20 protein-coding genes are annotated in these 19,592 nt (G+C 69.0%); 10 read left to right on the top strand and 10 right to left on the bottom strand.

Translation table 11 applies throughout. From position 1 onward, the window contains the following. The first annotated feature begins 33 nt into the window (after window positions 1–33). Complete coding sequence (gene ltaE, locus ACFOPO_RS10300; protein ID WP_386703108.1) at window positions 34–1,050, top strand: low-specificity L-threonine aldolase; 1,017 nt, start codon at window positions 34–36, stop codon at window positions 1,048–1,050. A 115-nt stretch (window positions 1,051–1,165) separates the two neighbouring features. On the opposite strand, the gene ACFOPO_RS10295 is transcribed toward ltaE, so the two are convergent. Continuing rightward, window positions 1,166–2,602: a coniferyl aldehyde dehydrogenase gene (locus tag ACFOPO_RS10295; protein WP_386703107.1), complete on the bottom strand. Its 1,437-nt coding sequence runs from the start codon at window positions 2,600–2,602 to the stop codon at window positions 1,166–1,168. A gap of 94 nt (window positions 2,603–2,696) precedes the next feature. Here ACFOPO_RS10295 and ACFOPO_RS10290 point away from each other — a divergent pair, with 94 nt between their 5' ends. From ACFOPO_RS10290 to ACFOPO_RS10255, 8 genes are all read left to right on the top strand, one after another. After that, a complete protein-coding gene (locus tag ACFOPO_RS10290) occupies window positions 2,697–3,236 on the top strand; it encodes a gamma carbonic anhydrase family protein (protein WP_386703106.1) in 540 nt (179 codons plus the stop codon). Between the two features lie 75 nt (window positions 3,237–3,311). After that, window positions 3,312–3,830 carry an RDD family protein gene (locus ACFOPO_RS10285; RefSeq protein ID WP_386703105.1) on the top strand — a complete coding sequence of 173 codons (519 nt, stop codon included), beginning with the start codon at window positions 3,312–3,314 and terminating at the stop codon, window positions 3,828–3,830. An 8-nt stretch (window positions 3,831–3,838) separates the two neighbouring features. Then, window positions 3,839–4,522, top strand: a complete 684-nt coding sequence (locus ACFOPO_RS10280) for an RDD family protein (protein ID WP_386703104.1) — start codon at window positions 3,839–3,841, stop codon at window positions 4,520–4,522. A gap of 1 nt (window position 4,523) precedes the next feature. After that, window positions 4,524–5,555 (top strand): stage II sporulation protein M, encoded by a 1,032-nt coding sequence (locus tag ACFOPO_RS10275; protein WP_386703103.1) that lies wholly within the window; start codon window positions 4,524–4,526, stop codon window positions 5,553–5,555. After that, window positions 5,552–7,156: a DUF4129 domain-containing protein gene (locus ACFOPO_RS10270; RefSeq protein ID WP_386703102.1), complete on the top strand. Its 1,605-nt coding sequence runs from the start codon at window positions 5,552–5,554 to the stop codon at window positions 7,154–7,156. The genes ACFOPO_RS10275 and ACFOPO_RS10270 overlap by 4 nt, the downstream gene beginning before the upstream one ends. Continuing rightward, entirely contained in the window at window positions 7,153–8,295 is a 1,143-nt protein-coding gene (locus ACFOPO_RS10265; RefSeq protein WP_386703101.1) for a DUF4350 domain-containing protein, read from the top strand. Before ACFOPO_RS10270 ends, ACFOPO_RS10265 begins: the two co-directional genes overlap by 4 nt. Window positions 8,296–8,344: 49 nt before the next feature. Beyond that, window positions 8,345–9,337, top strand: coding sequence for an AAA family ATPase (locus tag ACFOPO_RS10260; protein ID WP_386703100.1), 993 nt, complete (start codon window positions 8,345–8,347; stop codon window positions 9,335–9,337). Between the two features lie 85 nt (window positions 9,338–9,422). Continuing rightward, window positions 9,423–10,757 (top strand): DUF58 domain-containing protein, encoded by a 1,335-nt coding sequence (locus ACFOPO_RS10255; protein ID WP_386703099.1) that lies wholly within the window; start codon window positions 9,423–9,425, stop codon window positions 10,755–10,757. A gap of 30 nt (window positions 10,758–10,787) precedes the next feature. Here the strand turns inward: ACFOPO_RS10255 and ACFOPO_RS10250 are convergent, their stop codons facing one another. The 4 genes from ACFOPO_RS10250 to aroE all read right to left on the bottom strand — a co-directional run bounded on the left by ACFOPO_RS10250 (window position 10,788) and on the right by aroE (window position 13,298). Beyond that, window positions 10,788–11,147 carry a hypothetical protein gene (locus ACFOPO_RS10250; RefSeq protein WP_386703098.1) on the bottom strand — a complete coding sequence of 120 codons (360 nt, stop codon included), beginning with the start codon at window positions 11,145–11,147 and terminating at the stop codon, window positions 10,788–10,790. A 148-nt stretch (window positions 11,148–11,295) separates the two neighbouring features. Next, window positions 11,296–12,111 carry a prolyl oligopeptidase family serine peptidase gene (locus ACFOPO_RS10245; RefSeq protein ID WP_386703097.1) on the bottom strand — a complete coding sequence of 272 codons (816 nt, stop codon included), beginning with the start codon at window positions 12,109–12,111 and terminating at the stop codon, window positions 11,296–11,298. A gap of 71 nt (window positions 12,112–12,182) precedes the next feature. Beyond that, entirely contained in the window at window positions 12,183–12,437 is a 255-nt protein-coding gene (locus ACFOPO_RS10240; RefSeq protein ID WP_386703096.1) for a YkgJ family cysteine cluster protein, read from the bottom strand. An 18-nt stretch (window positions 12,438–12,455) separates the two neighbouring features. Next, window positions 12,456–13,298 carry a shikimate dehydrogenase gene (gene aroE, locus ACFOPO_RS10235; RefSeq protein ID WP_386703303.1) on the bottom strand — a complete coding sequence of 281 codons (843 nt, stop codon included), beginning with the start codon at window positions 13,296–13,298 and terminating at the stop codon, window positions 12,456–12,458. Between the two features lie 80 nt (window positions 13,299–13,378). Between aroE and ACFOPO_RS10230 the strand changes: the two genes are divergently transcribed. After that, window positions 13,379–14,293: a TolB family protein gene (locus ACFOPO_RS10230; RefSeq protein ID WP_386703095.1), complete on the top strand. Its 915-nt coding sequence runs from the start codon at window positions 13,379–13,381 to the stop codon at window positions 14,291–14,293. 101 nt (window positions 14,294–14,394) lie between these two features. Here the strand turns inward: ACFOPO_RS10230 and hemB are convergent, their stop codons facing one another. The 5 genes from hemB to ACFOPO_RS10205 all read right to left on the bottom strand — a co-directional run bounded on the left by hemB (window position 14,395) and on the right by ACFOPO_RS10205 (window position 19,578). Next, window positions 14,395–15,387, bottom strand: coding sequence for a porphobilinogen synthase (gene hemB / locus ACFOPO_RS10225; RefSeq protein WP_386703094.1), 993 nt, complete (start codon window positions 15,385–15,387; stop codon window positions 14,395–14,397). Window positions 15,388–15,459: 72 nt separating this feature from the next. Continuing rightward, a complete protein-coding gene (locus ACFOPO_RS10220; RefSeq protein ID WP_386703302.1) occupies window positions 15,460–16,503 on the bottom strand; it encodes a sulfate/molybdate ABC transporter ATP-binding protein in 1,044 nt (347 codons plus the stop codon). 154 nt (window positions 16,504–16,657) lie between these two features. Further along, complete coding sequence (gene cysW, locus ACFOPO_RS10215; protein ID WP_386703093.1) at window positions 16,658–17,512, bottom strand: sulfate ABC transporter permease subunit CysW; 855 nt, start codon at window positions 17,510–17,512, stop codon at window positions 16,658–16,660. Then, window positions 17,505–18,377 (bottom strand): sulfate ABC transporter permease subunit CysT, encoded by an 873-nt coding sequence (gene cysT / locus ACFOPO_RS10210; protein ID WP_386703092.1) that lies wholly within the window; start codon window positions 18,375–18,377, stop codon window positions 17,505–17,507. The genes cysW and cysT overlap by 8 nt, the downstream gene beginning before the upstream one ends. A gap of 175 nt (window positions 18,378–18,552) precedes the next feature. Beyond that, entirely contained in the window at window positions 18,553–19,578 is a 1,026-nt protein-coding gene (locus ACFOPO_RS10205; RefSeq protein ID WP_386703091.1) for a sulfate ABC transporter substrate-binding protein, read from the bottom strand. Window positions 19,579–19,592 lie beyond the last annotated feature (14 nt).

The raw sequence follows: 19,592 nt of genomic DNA, 5'->3' as shown, positions 1-19,592 counted from the left end.
CCACGACCTCCACCGCCCCCAGCCGCACGTGCCATGAACTGGATCGACCTCCGCAGCGACACCGTCACCGAACCCACCGACGCCATGCGCGAGGCGATGATGCGCGCCCCGGTCGGGGACGACGTCTACGGCGAGGATCCGACGGTCAATGCGCTGCAGCAGCGGCTGGCCGACGAGCTGGGCTTCGCGGCGGGGCTGTTCGTGCCCAGCGGCACGCAGTCGAACCTGATCGGGTTGATGGCGCACTGCCAGCGCGGCGACGAGTACATCGTCGGCATGGATGCGCATACCTACAAATACGAAGGCGGCGGTGCCGCCGTGCTGGGATCCATCCAGCCGCAGCCGGTCGTGCAGGCCGACGATGGCAGCCTGCCGCTGGACGTGGTCGAGCGGGTGATCAAGCCGATCGACCCGCACTTCGCGCGCACGCGGTTGCTGTGCCTGGAAAACACGTGGCACGGGCGGCCGTTGCCGATGGCATACCTTGAGCAGGCGCGCGCGCTGTGCGATCGGCGTGGCTTGGCGCTGCACCTGGACGGGGCGCGCATGTTCAATGCGGCGGTAGCGCTGGGCGTGCCGCCGGGCGAGATCACCAGGCACTTCGACAGCGTGTCGGTGTGTTTGTCGAAGGGCCTGGGTGCGCCGGTCGGCTCGGTGCTGTTGGGCACGCAGGAACTGATCAACACCGCCAAGCGCTGGCGCAAGGTCGTGGGCGGTGGCATGCGGCAGGCAGGCATCCTGGCAGCGGCCGGGTCGTATGCGCTGGACAACAACGTCGCGCGACTGGCGGACGACCATGCGCGCGCGAAGCGGCTGGGCGATGGGTTGGCCGGGTTGCCGGGGCTGCACGTCGTCGCCCAGCACACGAACATGGTGTTCATCGATGTGCCGGTGGAGCGGCACGATGCGCTGCGTGGCGTGCTGCAGGAGGCGCGCATCCGGGTGTCGATCGGCTACACGCCGGCGATACGTCTGGTAACGCACCTGGGTGTGGATGATGCGGGGGTGGAGCGGGTGGTCGCGGTGCTGCGGGGGTTTGCGGCGAACTGATTGCTGGTCCTTCGACTTCGGCGCTTCGCGCCTACGCTCAGGACGAACGGTTGTATTCCATCACCGTTCGTCCTGAGCGTAGCGCAGCGAAGTCGAAGGAAGCAGCGCCCGCGGGTTACTTCGCCAGCCAGCGCACCATCTTGTCGATCGCGCCGCTGTACGGTGGCTTGAGCAGGTCGCTTGCGGCCATGCGGCGCTGGCGGAACACCGGCAGCAGCTTGCTGAACGTATCGAAGCCGGTGCGGCCGTGGATCGCGCCGATGCCGCTGGGGCCGATGCCGCCGAAGGGCAGGTCGTGCGCGCCGAAGTGCAGCAGCGTGTCGTTGACGGTGACGCCGCCGGACAGCGTGTTGGCGAGGATCTTCTCGATGTTGGCGTTGTCGCCGCTGAACGGATACAGCGCCAGCGGGCGTTCCAGCGACTGCACCTGCGCAATCGCTTCGTCGAGCGTGCGGTAGCTCACGATCGGCAGGATCGGGCCGAAGATCTCGTGGCGCATCACTTCCGCATCGCGCGGCGGATCCAGCACCAGGGTCGGCGGGAACAGGCGGTCCTGCGCGTTGCGCTGGCGCGCTGCGGCGTCGAGGTCCGGCGTCACCGGTTCGATCACGGTCAGGCCGCGCGTGCGCGCGTCGTCGACATAGCCACGCAGTCGCGCGAACTGGCCGTCGTTGATGATGCGGGTGTAGTCCCGTGGTGCGTTAAAGTCGCCATAGCGCGAACGCAGCTCGGCTTTCATCGCCTCGACGAAGGCGTCACGGCGCGCCGCATCGATCAGCACATAGTCCACGCCGATGCAGGTCTGCCCGGCGTTGAACCACTTGCCGGTGGCGATGCGCGCGGCGGCGCGGTCGAGCGGGTAGTCGGGGCAGACGATCGCCGGTGCCTTGCCGCCCAGCTCCAGCGTGACTGGCGTGAGGTTGGGCGCGGCGGCGGCCATCACCTTGCGGCCGACCGCGGTCGAGCCGGTGAACAGCAGGTGGTCGAACGGCAAACCGGCGAAGGCGGATCCGACTTCGGGCCCGCCGAGGGCGACCGCGACGCGGTCGGCCGGGAACACATCGGCCAGCAGCTGGCGCATCCACACGCTGGTGTGCGGGGCATGCTCGGACGGCTTGAGGTAGACGTGGTTGCCAGCGGCAATGGCCGACACCAGCGGCACCAGGGCCAGGTTCACCGGGTAGTTCCAGGGCGACAGGATGCCGACCACGCCCACCGGTTCCGGACGGATCTGCGCGCTGGCCGGCCAGAAACGCCAGCCCACCGCCGCGCGGCGCGGACGCATCCAGCGACGCAGGTGGCCCAGCGCGTGGTCGATCTCGGCCAGCACGATCATCGCTTCCGACAGCAGGTTCTCGTGCTGGCTGCGATGGCCGAAGTCGGCGCGGACGGCCGCGTCCATGCCCGTGATGCGGGCGCGGAACGCGTCGCGCAGGCGAACCAGGTCGGCGCGGCGCTGGTGGTAGTCCGGCTTGTTCTTCTGCCAGGCCTGGCTGAGGCGCTCGCGGGTAGCGGCCAGTTCGTTGAGGGGCGTGTCGGCGGTGATGTCCATACGGGTGAGTGTAGACCTCGCCGGGGTGGGCCGAGCAGGGCATTGGCGGACATCGACACCGCCCTCTAAACCCCCCTCCGGATAGAATCCGGGCATGACCATGCGCCCCTACCTCGACACCTTCCCGACGCACGGCGAGCGGGTCTACATCGATCCGACCGCCGTCGTCATCGGCGACGTCACCATGGGCGACGACGTTTCCATCTGGCCGATGTGCGTGATCCGCGGCGACGTCAACCGCATCCACATCGGCGCCCGCACCAACATCCAGGACGGCACCATCGTCCATGTCACCCACGAGGGGCCGTTCACCCAGCCCGGTGGCGTGCCGACGGTGATCGGCAATGACGTCACCGTCGGCCATGGCGCCATCCTGCACGCCTGCACCCTCGACGACTTCTGCCTGATCGGCATGGGCGCGCGGGTGCTCGACGGCGCGCGCGTGCACCGTTATGGTTTCGTTGGCGCCGGTGCGGTGATCGCCCCGGGCAAGCAGGTCGGCGAGGGCGAGTTGTGGCTGGGTAACCCGGCCCGGCTGGTGCGCCGGCTGAGCGAGCGCGAGATCGAACAGCTGCACTACAGCGCCCAGCACTATGTACGATTGAAGGACCGCTACCTTGGCATGAACGGTTAGCGGAGCGGCAGCTCGCGGCAGGGGGTCGCGGGCACCGTACACGCAAGGAAATTCCCGCAAGGGAATGGGGGATACATGGAAAGTTTCGAGTACCGCAATCCGTATGCGGCGCCGACCGCGCAGGTCCAGCCGACGCCGGAAGAGCGCTTCGACGACGAACTCACCACGGCCGGACGGCTGCCGCGCCTGATGGCGGCACTGGTCGATGGCGGCATTTCGCTGGTCGTCGCCATTCCCGCCGTCATCGCTGCGATGCGCTACACCCCGCAGCGCGGAATCGGTGAGCTGGGTGGCTCGCTGGTGCTGCTGACCATGGTCGGCTACCTCGCGTTGCTGATCTACACGCTGATCCTGCTCAGCCGCGAGGGCCAGACCATCGGCAAGCGCGTGATCGGCATTCGCATCGTCCGCACCGACGGCGAGCGCGCCGGCCTGGGTCGCCTGTTCTGGCTGCGCTACTGCGTGCCGTCACTGATTGGTGCGATTCCCTACATCGGCTGGATCTTCAGCATCGCCAACATCCTGTGGATCTTCGGCGAGCAGCGTCGCTGCCTGCATGACCACATTGCCGACACGATGGTGGTCAACGTCTGACTGTCGACGTGGTCCTCGACACCTACCGGGAAGTGGTGACGCCAGAAGGCGTCGCCCTGCACCTGCCCGCGGCCGGACCGGTGCCGCGGGCGTTGGCCTGGATGCTGGACCTGGCGATCCGGCTGGGCATCGTATTCGTCTCGGCGATGGTGCTGGGGTTGCTGGGGCGCAGCGGCGCGGGCTTCAACGCGGTCGTATTGTTCCTGGTGTACTGGTTTTACCCGGTGCTGTTCGAAGCGATGTGGGAGGGGCGCACGCCCGGCAAGCGCGCCCTCGGGTTGCGCGTGGTCGCCGGCAACGGCGCGCCGGTGGGCTGGCTGGCCGCATTCACGCGCAACCTGTTGCGCGTGGTCGACATGCTGCCGTTTGGCTATGCCGCCGGCCTGGTCAGCAGCCTGTTCGATCCCTGGGGCCGGCGCGTCGGCGACATGGTCGCCGGCACGCTGGTCGTGCATGACGTCCGCGCCCAGGCGCCGACGGTGGCGCCGGTCGACCACGTGATGGCGCCGCCGGTGGTGCTGCACCCTTACGAACAGGCCGCGCTGGTGTCGTTCGCCGAGCGCGGGCCGCGGCTGACCCAGGCCCGCCAGGAAGAGCTGGCCGAGTTCGCCACGCCGCTCACCGGCGCGCGCGGCACGCTCGCGGTGACGCGCCTGTACGGCATCGCCAACTGGCTGGTGGGGCGGCGCTGAGATGCGGCAGGAACACTTCATCAAGCGCCACCAGACCGAGTGGAATGCGTTCGAGCAATGGCTCGATGCGCGTGGCCAGCAGGTAAAGAAAGCGCGCATGTCGCGTCGCCAGTGGCACGGCCTGGCCGACCATGAAATGCCGGCGCGCTACCGCCGCCTGTGCCAGCAGCTGGCGCTGGCGCGCCGTCGCGGCTACAGCCCGCTGGTCACCGACCGCCTGCAGCAACTGATGCAACGCGGCCACGGCCTGCTCTACCGCACGCCGCCGCCGCGCTGGCGCCGGGCGGTGGAATTCCTGATGGCCGGCTTCCCGCGCCTGGTGCGCGCCGAGCGCGGCTGCATGGCGGCCTCGGCGCTGCTGTTCTGGCTGCCGCTGGTGGTGGTGTTCGTCGCCATCCAGCTGACGCCGGAGTTGTCGGCATCGTTGTTCGACCCGGCCCAGTTGATGCAGTTCGAGGCGATGTACGACCCGGACGATCCGTTGCGCAAGCTCGGGCGCGACAACGGCACCGACGTGGCGATGTTCGGCTTCTACGTGTGGAACAACGTCAGCATCGGCTTCCGCACGTTCGCCAGTGGCCTGCTCGCCGGTATCGGCGCGGTGGTGGTGCTGATCGTCAACGGCATCATGGCCGGTGGCGTCGCCGGCCACTTGCAGGCGGTGGGGCACGGCGATCCGTTCTGGCGTTTCGTTGCCGCCCACTCCGCGCCCGAGCTCACCGCGATTGTCATCGCCGGCGGCGCGGGATTGCGCCTGGGCCTGAACCTGGTCGCGCCCGGGCAGCGCCGCCGCATCGACGCCCTCGTCGACGGCGGACGGCGCGGTGCGCTGCTGTGCCTGGGCGTGCTGGCGATGCTGGTGTTTGCGGCGTTCGTCGAAGCGTTCTGGTCGTCGATCGCTTGGATGCCGGCATGGATCAAGTACAGCGTCGGCGCCGCGCTGTGGACGCTGACGCTGCTGTGGTTGTGGCGCGGTGGACGCAACCACGCTTCCATCGACGATGACCCCGCCGGGTTCGGCGGAGCGCCATGAAGATCGAATCGCTGACAGTGGCCTTGCGGCCGCGCACCGCGTGGGAAGCGGTCGAGCTCGGCACCGCGCTCACCCGCCGCCACGCCGCGGCGATCTGGAAGCCCTGGCTGGCGCTGACCGTCCCCGTGCTGCTGTTGGTCAATGCCCTGGCATGGGCAACGGACACCTTGTGGCTGGCCGGCGTGGTGATGTGGTGGCTCAAGCCTGTGTTCGACCGCATTCCGCTGTACGTGCTCTCGCGAGCGGTGTTCGGCGACGTGCCCACTCCGCGCCAGACGCTGCAGGCGCAGCGTACGTGGGGGCTGCGCTGGGCATTGCCGTACCTGACCTGGCGCCGGCTGGGACCGGTGCGTTCGTTGTACCTGCCGGTCGACCTGCTGGAAGGTGGCCGCGGCCGCGAGGCGGCGGAGCGCCGGAAAACGCTGGGCGCACCCGCATACGGTGTCGGCTCCGCGCTGACGATTGTCTGCGTCCACTTCGAGATTGCCCTGCTGCTGGGCTTCTTTGCCGCGACGATGCTGTTCGTGCCCAGCGAGTACCTGTCGCAGTTCGGCAGCTCGGTGTGGAAGGTGCTGCAGAACTCGCCTGCCTGGCTGGGGCTGACCAACAACCTGCTCGCCTGGGCCGCGACGACGCTCATCGAACCGTTCTTCATCGGCGGTGGCCTGGGCCTGTACCTCAACCGCCGCACCGAGATCGAGGCCTGGGATATCGAGCTGGCGCTGCGACGGCTGGGCGCGCGCCTGGCCACGGCCGGTGCGCCGTTGCTGTTGCTGCTGGCGTTCGCGTTCGCGGCGATGCCCGCGGTGTCGCATGCGCAGGACGGCGAATCGCAGGCGCAGGCGCAGACCGATGGCGAGTACGTCGTCCCGGGCACTCCGGTCGGCAATCGCAAGATCACGCGCGTCACGCCAAAGCAGATCTTTGGCCGCTCACTGGTCGACGACGCCAGCCTGCGCAAGGCCGTCGCCAAGGCATACGCAGATCCGACGGTGAGCCCCAAACGCACCGTGGCCACCTGGAAGCCGCGCGATTCCAAAAAGCCGGAGGTCAAGAAGCGCGACAACCTGCAATGGCCCTGGCTCGGTTCAATCGTGGCGTTGATCAGCGAGTTCGGGCTGTGGGTCGTCGTGGGTGTGCTGGTGATCGTCCTGCTGGTGACCGCGCCGCGCTGGCTGGTCTGGTTCCGCGATGGCGTCGCGCGCGAAGAGCGCGAGGCCGGTGGCGTGCGCCTGTCCGACTTGGCCGAGCCCGAGCAGCCGCTGCCCGACGACGTGCCCTCGGCCGTGCGCCGGCTCTGGCGCGAAGGCCGTGAACGCGAAGCATTGGCGCTGCTCTACCGCGCCAGCGTCGAAGCGATGGTGGCGCGCACCGACGCCGTGCTGGTGCCGGGCGCGACCGAGGCCGAATGCCTCCGCGCTTCGCGCAAGCTCGCATACGCCGAGGATCGCGATGCATTCGCCCGTGCCGTGCGCACCTGGCAGTTCGCCGCGTATGCGCAGCGCATGCCCACCGTCGCTGACCTGGACACGCTGATCGACGAACTGTCGCGGCGCTTCGCCTGGGCACCGGTCGCCACGCCGGCGGGGGTGGTGGCATGAACATCGGCATCAGCAGGGACAACCTGCAGGCCGTGATCATCACCACGGTGCTGCTGGCACTCGCCGGCCTCGGCGTGGCGTGGTGGTTGCACAATTACGAGCGCGTCGAGGAGTCAGTCGACATGCCGCGCACGGGCGAGGCGCGCAGCAATCCGCTCTACGTGCTGAAACTGGCGTTGCGCGCCGACGGAGTGAAGGCCGAAGCGCGCCCCAACCTGCAGCGCGAGCGCCATCGCCTCGGCGAGCGCGACACCGTCCTGCTCTACAGCGACCCGCGCACGCTCAGCCGCGAAGACGGCCGCGCGCTGCTGGAGTGGGTGGCGAAGGGCGGCCACCTGCTGGTGCGCACGCCGCCGCCCGGACCCTTCGCCCCCGGAACCACCGTGCCGGTGCTGTCGCAGCTGGACGTCGTCCCCGCACGCACGCCGCTGCAGTGCGCCGGCTGGGACGTGCCCGGACAGGACAAGCATGTGGAGTTCTGCAAGGGCCGCCGCGCCGAACTGCTCGGCACCGCTGGCGAACTGGTACTGGGCTGGGCGGACAGCGGCGGCAACGTCTACATGCGCATCGCCCATGGCCGCGGCTACGTCGACGTCCTGTCCGACTTCGATTTCCTCGACAACGACTCGCTCAAGGACGCACCGCACATCGTCCTCACCCGCCAGCTGCTCGCGCCGAACTACAAGGCCGGCACGGTGCACCTGATCTACGACGCCGACATGCCGTCGTTCTGGTGGACGCTGGTGCGCTACAGCTGGATGGCCTGGCTGCCGCTGCTGCTGGCCCTCCTGGCCTGGTTGTGGCTGCGGGCGCAGCGCTTCGGACCGCTGCAGCCGGCGCCGGCCAGCGAGCGCCGCTCGCTGCTCGAGCATGTCGTCGCCAGCGGCGAGCATGTCTACCGATATGGCTACGCCCACCTGCTGCACGAGGCCGTGCGCAATGCCTTCCTCGCGCGCCTGCGTCGTCGCGATCCGCAAGCAGCCGCGCTCGGCGGCGAAGCGCAGGTGCTGATGCTGTCCGAACGCTTCAACGTGCCCGCGGCCGAGATCCGCGACGCCCTGTCCACGCCGATCGCACGCGACCACGCCGCGTTCCGCAGCCGCATCGCCACCCTGGTGCGCCTGAGGAACCAGCTGTGACCGTCCAGCCCGCCCGGTTCGTAAACGAGTCAACACACGAGTCCACGCCATGAACGCCGACACCAACCAACCCCTGGTCCCGATCACCGGCGCCGAGCTGGCCGAACGCGCCGCTGCCGTTCGCGAGCAGGTCGGCAAGGCCTTCATCGGCCAGGCCGACGTGCTCGACCAGATCCTGATCGCGCTGCTCGCCGGCGGCCATGTGCTGATCGAAGGCGTGCCCGGCCTGGGCAAGACGCTGCTGGTGCGGGCGCTGTCGCGCGCGCTGGACTGCACCTATGCACGCGTGCAGTTCACCCCCGACCTGATGCCCAGCGACATCAGCGGCCACGCGGTGTGGAACCCGAAGACCGAGACGTTCAACATCCGTCGCGGCCCGGTGTTCACCAACCTGCTGCTCGCCGACGAAATCAACCGCGCGCCGGCCAAGACCCAGTCGGCGTTGCTGGAAGCGATGGCCGAACTGCAGGTCACCATCGAAGGCCACAGCTTCCAGCTGTCGGCGCCCTTCCTGACCCTGGCCACGCAGAACCCGGTGGAGCAGGAAGGCACGTATCCGCTGCCGGAAGCGCAGCTCGACCGTTTCCTGCTGAAGATCCTGATTGGCTACCCCTCGCGCAACGACGAGAAGCGCATGGTGGCCGCGGTCAGCCAGGGCCGCAGCGCTTCCGATTTCGACCTGTCGCAGGTGCAGCGCGTGCTCGGCCCGCAGGAGATCGCGGCGATGCAGGCCGGCACCGCACTCACGACCGTGGACGATGCGGTGATCGACTACGCGGTGCGGATTGTCGCCGCCACCCGTGACTGGGCCGGCATCGCGATGGGCGCCGGTCCGCGCGGCAGCCTCGCCCTGGTGCGCGCCGCGCGTGCACAGGCCGTGCTGGCCGGTCGCGATTTCGTCACGCCCGACGACATTCGCGAGATCGCCAAGCCGGCACTGCGCCATCGCATCGCGCTGGCACCGGAGCTGCAGATCGAAGGGCAGTCGCCCGACGACGTGCTGCACGCGCTGCTGTCGAAGGTGGAGGCGCCGCGCAAGTGAGCGGACCGCGAAGCCCCCGCACCTTCCTCCCTCTCCCGCTTGCGGGAGAGGGTCGGGGTGAGGGCATGCAGGATGAGGGCATGCGATGACCGACGCCGTCGCCGTCCGTCGCTCGCTGCCGCGCCCGGCCCCGGCCATGCTGTGGCTGCTGGTGTTGTGGTCCGCGCTCGGCGTCGCGGTGGCGTTCGAGCGCGCGCCGCTGCAGGCATGGTCTATCGCCGGCCTTGGCTTGCTGGTGCTGGTCCTGTTCGATGCCGCGCAGGTGTTGCGGCGCCCGACGCCGCGCGTGGCGCGCCGGCTCGCCGACACCTGGCCGATCGGCATCGAGCGCCCGGTCACGCTGAACCTGGAAAGCGACGAGCACGCCCAGCGGCTAGATGTATTCGACCTGCACCCCGGCGGCTGGCGCATGCACGGCCTGCCACGACGCCTGCAGCTGCAGGCCGGCGAAGCGGCGTCGTTCGAGTACCACCTGTGCGCCCACGCCCGTGGCGACTTCCGTTTCGACGGCGTGCAGCTGCGCCTGCACTCGCCGCTGCGCCTGTGGTGGCACTCGCGCGTCGCGGCGGTGGAACAGTCGGTGCGGGTCTTTCCGAACTTCGCGCCGCTCGCGCGCTTTGCCATGTTCAGTGCCGAGCAGGCCTCGCGCCTGGTCGGCGCGCACCTGCGCCGACGTCGCGGTGAAGGCACCGACTTCCACCAGATGCGCGAGTATCGCATCGGCGACAGCATGCGCCAGATCGACTGGAAGGCCACCGCGCGTGCGCGGCGCCTGATCTCGCGCGAGTACCAGGACGAAAAGAACCAGCAGCTGGTGCTGCTGCTCGACACCGGCCGCCGCCTGCTGGCGCGCGACGGCGAAATGGCGCACTTCGACCACGTGCTCGACGCCTCGCTGGTCGTGGCCTATCTGGCGTTGCGGCAGGGCGATGCGGTCGGCCTGCTCGCCAGTGGCGGCGACAGCGCATGGGTACCGCCACGGCGTGGCGTCGGCGCGATCGACGAGTTGCTGCGCGCCAGCTACGCACTGCAGCCGCAGCCGGTGGCCACCGACTTCCTCGCCGCCGCGACCGAACTGTCACTGCGCCAGCGCCGGCGTTCGCTGGTGATGATGGTGACCAACCTGCGCGACGAGGACATGGACGACGTGCTCGCCGCCGTGCAGATGCTGCGCAAGCGCCATCTGGTTTGCGTGGCGAGCCTGCGCGAAGGTTCGCTCGACAGTGCCCTGGGCGAGACGGTGCAGGACCTGTCGCAGGCGATTCGCGCCGGCGCCACCGCGCAGTACCTCGAGCAGCGCAACGCAGCGCACGAGGCGCTGCGCAATCACGGCGTGATGGTGCTCGACGTGGCCTGCGACAAGCTCGCCGCGTCGCTGGTGGAGAAGTACCTGTCGGTCAAGCGCGACGGCTTGCTGTAGCGCCGCCGCGCAAGACCTGCACGCCGATCGTCAGGCCGCTTCCTGCGGCCAGCCATCGGCCAGCGATTCGGACAGGCGCTTTTCCGGCACCCACTCGCCGAGCGAGTACTTGACGATGTAGATGCCCATGACGGTGCCGATCGGAACGACCAGCATCGTGACCGCACCCAGCACCAGCGAAGCGGTGCGTCCGCTGCATCGGTCCGCGCTGTTTCCGACGACGAAGTGTGCGGCCGCAAGAATGGCCAGCGGCGCCGCGATCGATGCCGCCACCATGGCCGGATTGTTGCCAACCGCTGCGAAGACGAAGATCGCCGCAAGCACCATGACGACGCAGTAGATGCCCGCGACCATCCGATGAGCGTGTGCTGCCCTTACGTGGTTTGCCATGCCTTCCCCCTGAGATAGTCCCCACTACCCGAAGCCCGGCTGGTCCGTGCGTGCCCCAGCCGGTCCCTGTTTGCAGACTATGGCAGTTCGGGCGGGTCGGCAAACGCGTGCCGGCAGGGGATCGCACCGGGTTTTCCGGGGCCCCTGTTCAGTGTCGACGCTGGTCGAACAGCCACTGGCGCCACCAGTCGCCGGGGTAACTGTCGGCCGGCATGCGGTGCTCGAGCCCGTCGTATTCGCGCAGGCGGACCTTGCTGCCGCCGAGGGCGCGGATCGCGGCGACCAGGCGGCGGTCGGCGTCGATCGGGTTCTCGCGGTCGGCGTTTCCGTGGATCACCCAGGCCGGCATGCCGAGCAGCGACCGGGCCGCGTCATCGGCCGGCGCGATGCCCGACACCGGCACGATCGCGGCGAACAGGTCCGGGCGCGCGGCCGCCACAAGCCAGGTGGCCGAGCCGCCCATCGAGAACCCGGCGGCGTAGATCCGCTGGCGATCGACCGGGCGTTGCGAGGCCACGTGTTCGACCAGCTCGATGGCCGCCGCCAGCGCCGGCGATGCGACCGCCGATTGCGGATGCTCCGGCGAGTCGTAGTTGGCGCTGCGCTGTTCGAATTGCGGCACCAGCACGTAGGCCGGGTAGCGACGACGTACGTCGGGCATCGCCCAGCTCAGCGGCATGCGTTCGATCTGTGCCTCGTTGTCGCTGCCGATGCCACCGGAGGAATGCAGCTGCAGCACCAGCGGATAACGCTTGCCGCGCCTGGCATCCTGCGGCACCAGCAAGCGGTAGCGGATGCGCGTGCCGTCACTGGCGACAAATTCGCCACGCTCGAATGTATCGGCGCTGGCCGCGGCGAGCGTATCGCGCATCAGCGGAGCGGCATCGTGGATGACCTCGTCGCCAGCGCCGGCCAGCGAGGTGAACGACGCGAGCAACATCAACAACGCGGCAAGCAGCTTCATGCGATCCACAAGATGACGGGGCGCCATAGCGTAGCCCGGCACGCGCACACGCAGGGACGTGACTTCCAGCCTCAGGGCCGGGTCAGTCGTTCCAGTTCGGCAAGCCCGGCTATCGCTTCGTCGCGATTGGCTCCGCACATGTCAGCCGTCGGGCGAAGCGACGCGCAGAACGCCGGACGCTCGGGCCGGCCGAACAGCCGGCAACGCAACTCGTCGTCCAGTTGCACGCACGGCATTCCCGCCGGCTTGCCATGCGGCATGCCGGGAATGGGCGAGGTGATGGACGGCGCGATGCAGCACGCGCCGCAGTGCGTGCGGCATTCCACTTCGTTGGACCGGGTAGTTCAGTCGGCGGTGACCAGCACCGCGCGGTGCTCGCGCAGGAACTCGAAGCACGGGTCGGTATCCGGCCGCACGCCGTGCCAGCGCTGGAAGCTTTCGGCGGCCTGTTCGACCAGCATGCCCAGGCCGTCGATGCGGTCGTGTGCACCGGCCGCATGCGCCCAGGCCAGGAACGGAATGGCGACTTCGCCGTAGCTCAGGTCCACCGCCGCCGTGCGCGGGCCGGCCAGTGCAACGGGCAGCGTCGGCAGGGCCGCATCGCGCGCGGCCGAGGTGGCGTTGATGATCAGGTCGAACATGCCCAGCGAATTGACGTCGCTGAAGTAACGCGGGTGGACGCGGCCGGGCTGGGCCAGCGCGTCGGCCAGCGCGTCGGCGCGTTCGGGCGTGCGGTTGATGATGAAGAGGTCGCCGATGCCGGCGTCGAGCAGGGCCGGCGCCACGCCACGCGCGGCGCCACCGGCGCCAAGCAACAGGGTGCGGCGCGAGCGCAGGTCCAGGCCGTGGCGCTCGGTGAGGTCGCGGACCAGGCCGACGCCGTCGGTGTTGTCGCCTTCCCAGCCGGTGGACGAGCGGATCAGCGTGTTGACCGCGCCGGCGCGGCGCGCGCGCTCGGTCAGCGTGCTGCAGCTCGCCGCGGCGCGGGTCTTGTGCGGCAAGGTGACGTTGGCGCCGAGGCCGCCCTCGGCCGCGAATTCCGCCAGCAACGCGTCGAAGTGCTCCGGCGCGGCGTCGAGCGCGATGTATTCCAGCGCGATGCCGGTCTGCTTGCCGAACGCCGCATGGATCTTCGGCGACAGCGAATGCGCCACCGGATGGCCGATGACCGCGAAGCGCTTGACGATGGCGGGATTTGCGACGGAGGCGAAATTGGACACGGGGACCCTCGCTTAGACTTGAGGCCACAGACACGGGAGAACGTTCCATGCGACGTGCAGCGGCCTTGCAGGGTTTCAGTCTACTCCCCGCCTTGGTGCTGGGCGCCTGGTGCATTTCCGGTCCGGCGGCAGCCTTCCTGTCTGAATTCGGCATCGAAGGCATGGGCGTGGTGTCGACCAAGGCCAGCGAAGTCCGTGCAAGCGTCAGCCCGGACGGCAAGCGTATCGTCTGGGGCAGCACGGACCGTGAAGGCGGCCCCGGCGGCCGCGACCTGTGGCAGGCGACGCTGAAGGACGGCCGCTGGCAGGACGCGACGCCGCTACCGATCAATTCAAAGTCGAAGGACTACGACCCGCTGTTCAGCGCCGACGGCCGCTGGCTGTACTTCTTCTCGGACCGTCCCGGCGGCGTCGGCGCGGACGACCTGTACCGTGCGGCGGTGCTGGACGGCGGTGGCTTCGGCAAGCCGGAGAATCTCGGCCCGGGCGTCAACACGCGTGGCAACGAGTGGGCGCCGACGCCCAGCCGCGATGGTCGCCACCTGCTGTTCGCCAGCGACGGGCGCGGCGGTGCCGGTCGCCAGGACCTGTTCGTCGCGACTTGGGACGGCAAGACGTTCAGCGATGCGAAGCCGTTGCCGGGCGTGAATACTTCCGGCGACGAACTCGACCCGGCCTGGCTCGGCGACGGCGAGGCGATCGTCTTCACCCGCTCGAAGAACGTGAACGACCAGCCGGTGCGCCTGCTCGTTGCCCAGTGCGATGGCAAGCGTTACGGCGACGCGGAGCCGCTCAAGCTCTCGTTCAACACCGAAGACGGCATCACCTTCGGCCCGGCGCTGGACTGGAACAAGCCGGGCGAGCTGCTGGTGACCGGCACGGCGAAGTCGCCGAAGGCGGGCAAGTACGACATCTACCGGATGAAGGCACCGGCAGTTAGCGGGAAAACCGGCTGCTTCTGAACGTGATGGACCCGGGTGCGGCCTGCGGCCTTACCCGGGCGACCAACCACGCAACCCTCCCGCCCGTAGCCCGGGTAAGCGAAGCGCACCCGGGGACCCGATCACGCCATCTCGCGCAACCACCGCGCCGCATCCAGTGCGAAATACGTCAGCACCCCATCGGCCCCCGCACGCTTGAACGCAAGCAACGCTTCCAGCGCCGTCGCACGCTCATCGAGCCAGCCGTTCTGCGCAGCCGCCTTCAACATCGCGTACTCGCCACTCACCTGGTACACGTAGGTCGGCACGCGGAACTCGTCCTTCACCCGCCGCACGATGTCCAGGTACGGCATGCCCGGTTTCACCATGACCATGTCGGCGCCTTCGGCCAGGTCGAGCGCGACTTCCTGCAGCGCTTCGTCGGCGTTGGCCGGGTCCATCTGGTAGGTGTACTTGTTGCCCTTGCCCAGCGCCGCGGCCGAGCCGACCGCGCTGCGGAACGGGCCGTAGAACGCGCTCGCGTACTTCGCGCTGTAGGCGAGGATGCGCGTGTTGACCAGGCCGGCTTCTTCCAGCGCACCGCGCACCGCACCGATGCGGCCATCCATCATGTCGCTCGGCGCGACCACGTCGGCACCGGCCTGCGCGTGCGACAGCGCCTGCTTCACCAGGGCATCGACGGTCTGGTCGTTGAGGATGTAGCCGCTGTCGTCGATGAGGCCGTCCTGGCCGTGGGTGGTGTAGGGGTCGAGGGCGACGTCGGTGATCACGCCCAGTTCCGGGAAGCGCTGCTTGAGCGCGCGCACCGCACGCTGGACGACACCGTCCTCGCTCCAGGCGATCGCACCGTCGGCGGTCTTGCCGTCGGACGGCACGCCGAACAGCGTGATCGCGGGGATGCGCAGTTCGACGGCGACTTCGGCTTCGCGCAGCAGTTCGTCGATCGACAGGCGCGATACGCCGGGCATCGAGGCGACCGGCTCGCGGCCGTCGCGTTCGTGCACGAACACCGGGTAGATCAGGTCGTTGGTCGTCAGGACCGACTCGCGCATCAGGCGGCGCGAGAACTCATCGCGGCGCATCCGCCGCGGGCGTACGTAGGGGTAGCTGCTCATGGCGCGGCATTGTACGCCCCGCTGCGCGGCCCGACCCCCTCCCAGCCTCCCCCTGCGCGCAGGGGGAGGAGCTCACGCCGCAAACACCCGATAGCGCAATGGTTCCAGCCCGATCGTGCTGCCAGGCGCCGGCGTGGTCACGCCCGGCGAGGCGACGAAGTCCAGTTCCAGCGGCCGCGATTGCCCCTCTACCGCCAGCTCCAGGGTGATGCGGTCGGCCAGGCGGTGGGCGGCGATGACGAGCGCGGCGATGCCGGATTCGGGCGTGGCCGGGGCGATGTCGTGCGGCCGCGCATACAGCCGCGCCGGGCCGTCGGCCACGTCGGGCGCCGCCAACGCGATGGCATGGCCGGCGATGCGGAACTGGCCGTGTTCGACGCGTCCTTCCAGCACGTTGGCCCGGCCGATGAAATCGAACACATAGTCCGAGGCCGGGGAAGAGTAGATCTCGTCGGGCGTGCCGACCTGCTCGATGCGGCCATCGCGAAGCACCACGATCCGGTCGGCCAGTTCCAGCGCCTCTTCCTGGTCGTGGGTGACGAACAGCGTGGTCTGGCCGGTGCGTTCGTGCAGCTGCCGCAGCCAGCGCCGCAGTTCGACACGAACCTTGGCATCGAGTGCGCCGAATGGCTCGTCGAGCAGCAGCACGGTCGGGTCGATCGCCAACGCACGCGCCAATGCGACGCGCTGCTTCTGGCCACCGGACAACTGCTCCGGATAGCGTCCACCGAAATCCGGCAGCTGGATCAGGCCCAGCAGTTCCTCGACGCGGCGCGCGATGGTGGCTTTGTCCGGGCGGCGCTTGCGCGGACGGCTGCGCAGGCCGAAGGCGATGTTCTCGGCCACCGTCATGTGCTTGAACAGTGCGTAGTGCTGGAACACGAAGCCGACATTGCGCTCACGCAGGCTCAGGCGCGTGGCATCGTCCTGGCCGAACAGCACGCGGCCTTCATCGGGATGCAGCAGGCCGGCGATCACGCGCAGCAGCGTGGTCTTGCCCGAGCCCGACGGGCCCAGCAGCGCGACGAGCTCGCCGGCGGCCACGTCGAGGTCGACGCGGTCGAGCGCGGCCACGCCGCTATAGCGCTTGCCGAGCTGGCGGATGTGCAGGTCCATGCCGCTCCGTGCCGGGTGGGGCCGGCGGTTGAAGGGGGCGGACACGAGCGTGGCAGAGTCCGCGGCCGCGGTCACCTCCGGCCCCTGCGCGGGGCCGCGCCGCCAGCCGGTACCCGGCGCGCCGATGTCAGTGGTGTCGGTCATGCGGGCCCGCTCAATGTCGACGATGGGATTTCGCAAGGGCGTCGCCATGGCGTGCCTCCAGCCAGAACTTCAGGACAAGGGTGATCAGGGCGAGTCCGGCCAGCAGCGACGCGGCAGCGAACGCCGCGGCGCTGTCGAACTCGTTGTAGAGGATCTCGATGTGCAGCGGCAGCGTGTTGGTCAGCCCGCGGATGTGGCCCGACACCACCGACACCGCGCCGAACTCGCCCATCGCCCGCGCCGCGCACAGCAGCACGCCGTACAGCAGGCCCCACTTGATGTTGGGCAGGGTGACGCGACGGAACATCGTCCAGCTGCCGGCGCCGAGCGAGCGTGCGGCCAGTTCCTCGTCCGCGCCCTGCTGCTGCATCAGCGGAATCAGCTCGCGTACGACGAACGGGAAGGTGATGAACAACGTCGCCAGGACAATGCCGGGCCGCGCGAACAGGATCTTGATGTCGTGCTCCCGCAGCAGTTCGGCAAACCAGCCCTGCGAACCGAACAGCAGCACCAGGCACAGGCCGGCCACCACCGGCGACACCGCGAACGGCAGGTCGATCAGCGACAGCAGCAGCTGCTTGCCGCGGAACTCGAAGCGCGTGACCGCCCAGGCGGTGAGCATGCCGAACACGGCGTTGACCGGGACGACAATTGCAACGGTGAACAGCGTCAGCTTCAGCGCCGACAGCGCATCGGGCTCGGTCAACGACGCGAACCACACACCAATGCCCTTGGCGAACGCGGCGCCGAGCACCATCAGCAGCGGCATGACGACGAGGGCGGCCATCACCAGCACCGCCAGCACGATCAGCGTCCAGCGCAGCCATGCCGGCTCCTGCAGGTCGTTGCGCGGGCGGTTACTCACGACGGCGGCTCCGCTTCTCGTGCGCGAACAACGACGGGATCGCGTTGATCGCCAGCAGGCACACGAACGACGCCGCCAGCAGCAGCGCCGCGATGGCGACAGCGCCCGGATAGTCGTACTCCTCCAGGCGGATGGTGATCAGCAGCGGCGCGATCTCGGTCTTGTAGGGCAGGTTGCCGGCGATGAAGATCACCGAGCCGTACTCGCCCAGTGCGCGCGCGAATGCCAGCGAGAAGCCGGTCAGCAGTGCCGGCAGCAGTTCCGGCAATACGACGCGGCGAAGTGTGGTCACGCGCGAGGCGCCCAGCGACGCGGCTGCCTCTTCCTGCTCGTTCCCAAGCGCTTCCAGCACCGGCTGCACCGTGCGCACCGCAAACGGCAGGCCAATGAACACCAGCGCGATCACGATGCCGATCGGGGTATAGGCGATCTTGAAGCCGAGCGGCTCAAGCCAGCGACCGACCCAGCCGTTGGCCGAATAGATCGCCGTCAGCGCGATGCCGGCAACGGCGGTCGGCAATGCAAACGGCAGGTCGACCAGCGCATCGAGCAGGCGCCGGCCCGGGAAGCGGTAGCGCACGATCACCCACGCCACCAGCGCGCCCGCCAACGATGCCGCGACCGCGGCGACCAGCGACGCGCCGAAGCTCAGCTTCAGCGACGCCTGCACGCGCGGGTCGTGGATGGCGCGCAGCCAACCGTCCACGCCCAGGCCGGCGGCGCGGATCGCCAGCGCCGCCAGCGGCAGCAGCACCACCACGCTCAACCACGCCAGCCCGAGGCCCAGGCTCAGGCCAAAGCCGGGCAACGGCTGGCGAAAGCGCGGGATCTTCAGGCGTGGCAGGGAGAGGGCGTGGCTAGACATTCCAGCGCCCCGGTCCTTCACCCATCCGCATCAACCCGTCATCCCGGCGAAAGCCGGGATCCATGTTGCTCCTGCACTTGCCGGCAAGAGCAACGTCAACGTCAAACTGGGTCCCGGCTTTCGCCGGGACGACGGGGAGAGTGGCGTCAAGGCTGTAATGCTGTGCCACGTCGCATCACTTCGGCTGATAGATCTTGTCGAAGAAGCCGCCGTCGGCGAAATGCTCCGCCTGCGCCTTCTTCCAGCCGCCGAACGCACCGTCGATCGTCACCTGCTTCACCTGCGGGAAACGCGCCAGCTCCGCTGCCGGCACCTTGTCCGGTTCGGCAGGACGGTAGCCGTGCTTGGCCGCCAGGCGCTGGCCTTCCGGCGTGTACAGATAGCGCAGGTACGCTTCGGCCTGCTTGCGCGTGCCATGGCGGTCGATGTTCTTGTCGACCCATGCCACCGGCGGTTCGGCCTTGATGCTCAGGCTCGGGATGACGACTTCGAACTTGTCGCGGGTGTCGGCGTCCGACAGCGTCAGCAGCGCCTCGTTCTCCCACGCCAGCAGCACGTCGCCGATGCCGCGCTCGACGAAGGTGGTGGTCGCGCCACGCGCACCGGTATCAAGCACCGGCACGTTCTTGAACAAACGCGTGAGGAAATCGACCACCTTGCCGCCGTCGCGGTACTCCTGCGATGCCCACGCCCACGCGGCCAGGTAGTTCCAGCGCGCACCGCCGGAGGTCTTCGGGTTGGGCGTGATCACGCCAACGCCCGGCTTGACCAGGTCGGCCCAATCGCGGATCTGCTTGGGATTGCCCTTGCGCACCAGGAACACGATGGTCGAGGTGTATGGCGCGCTGTTGTGCGGCAGGCGCGTCTGCCAGTTGGCCGGCAGCAGCTTGCCGTTGGTGGCGATGGCGTCGATGTCGGCGGCCAGCGCCAGCGTCACGACGTCCGCTTCCAGACCGTCGATCACCGAGCGCGCCTGCTTGCCGGAGCCGCCATGCGAGGCGCGGATCTTCAGCGTCTCGCCGGTCTGCTGCTTCCATTGCGCGGCGAAGTTCTGGTTGACGTCGGCGTAGAACTCGCGGGTGGGATCGTAGGAGACGTTGAGCAGTTCCACGTCCTTCGCCGCGGCGGTTCCGCCTGCCAGTGCGAGAGCGAAACCGAGGGCGATGGAGCGGAGGTGTGAGGTGCGTGAAGTACGGGTCATGGCACGTTCCTGGG

The organism is Lysobacter sp. GCM10012299 (assembly GCF_042649405.1).
Classification (GTDB): domain Bacteria; phylum Pseudomonadota; class Gammaproteobacteria; order Xanthomonadales; family Xanthomonadaceae; genus Lysobacter_J.
Note: the sequence above shows the minus strand (reverse complement) of the source record. Positions and strands in the feature narration are given on the sequence as shown.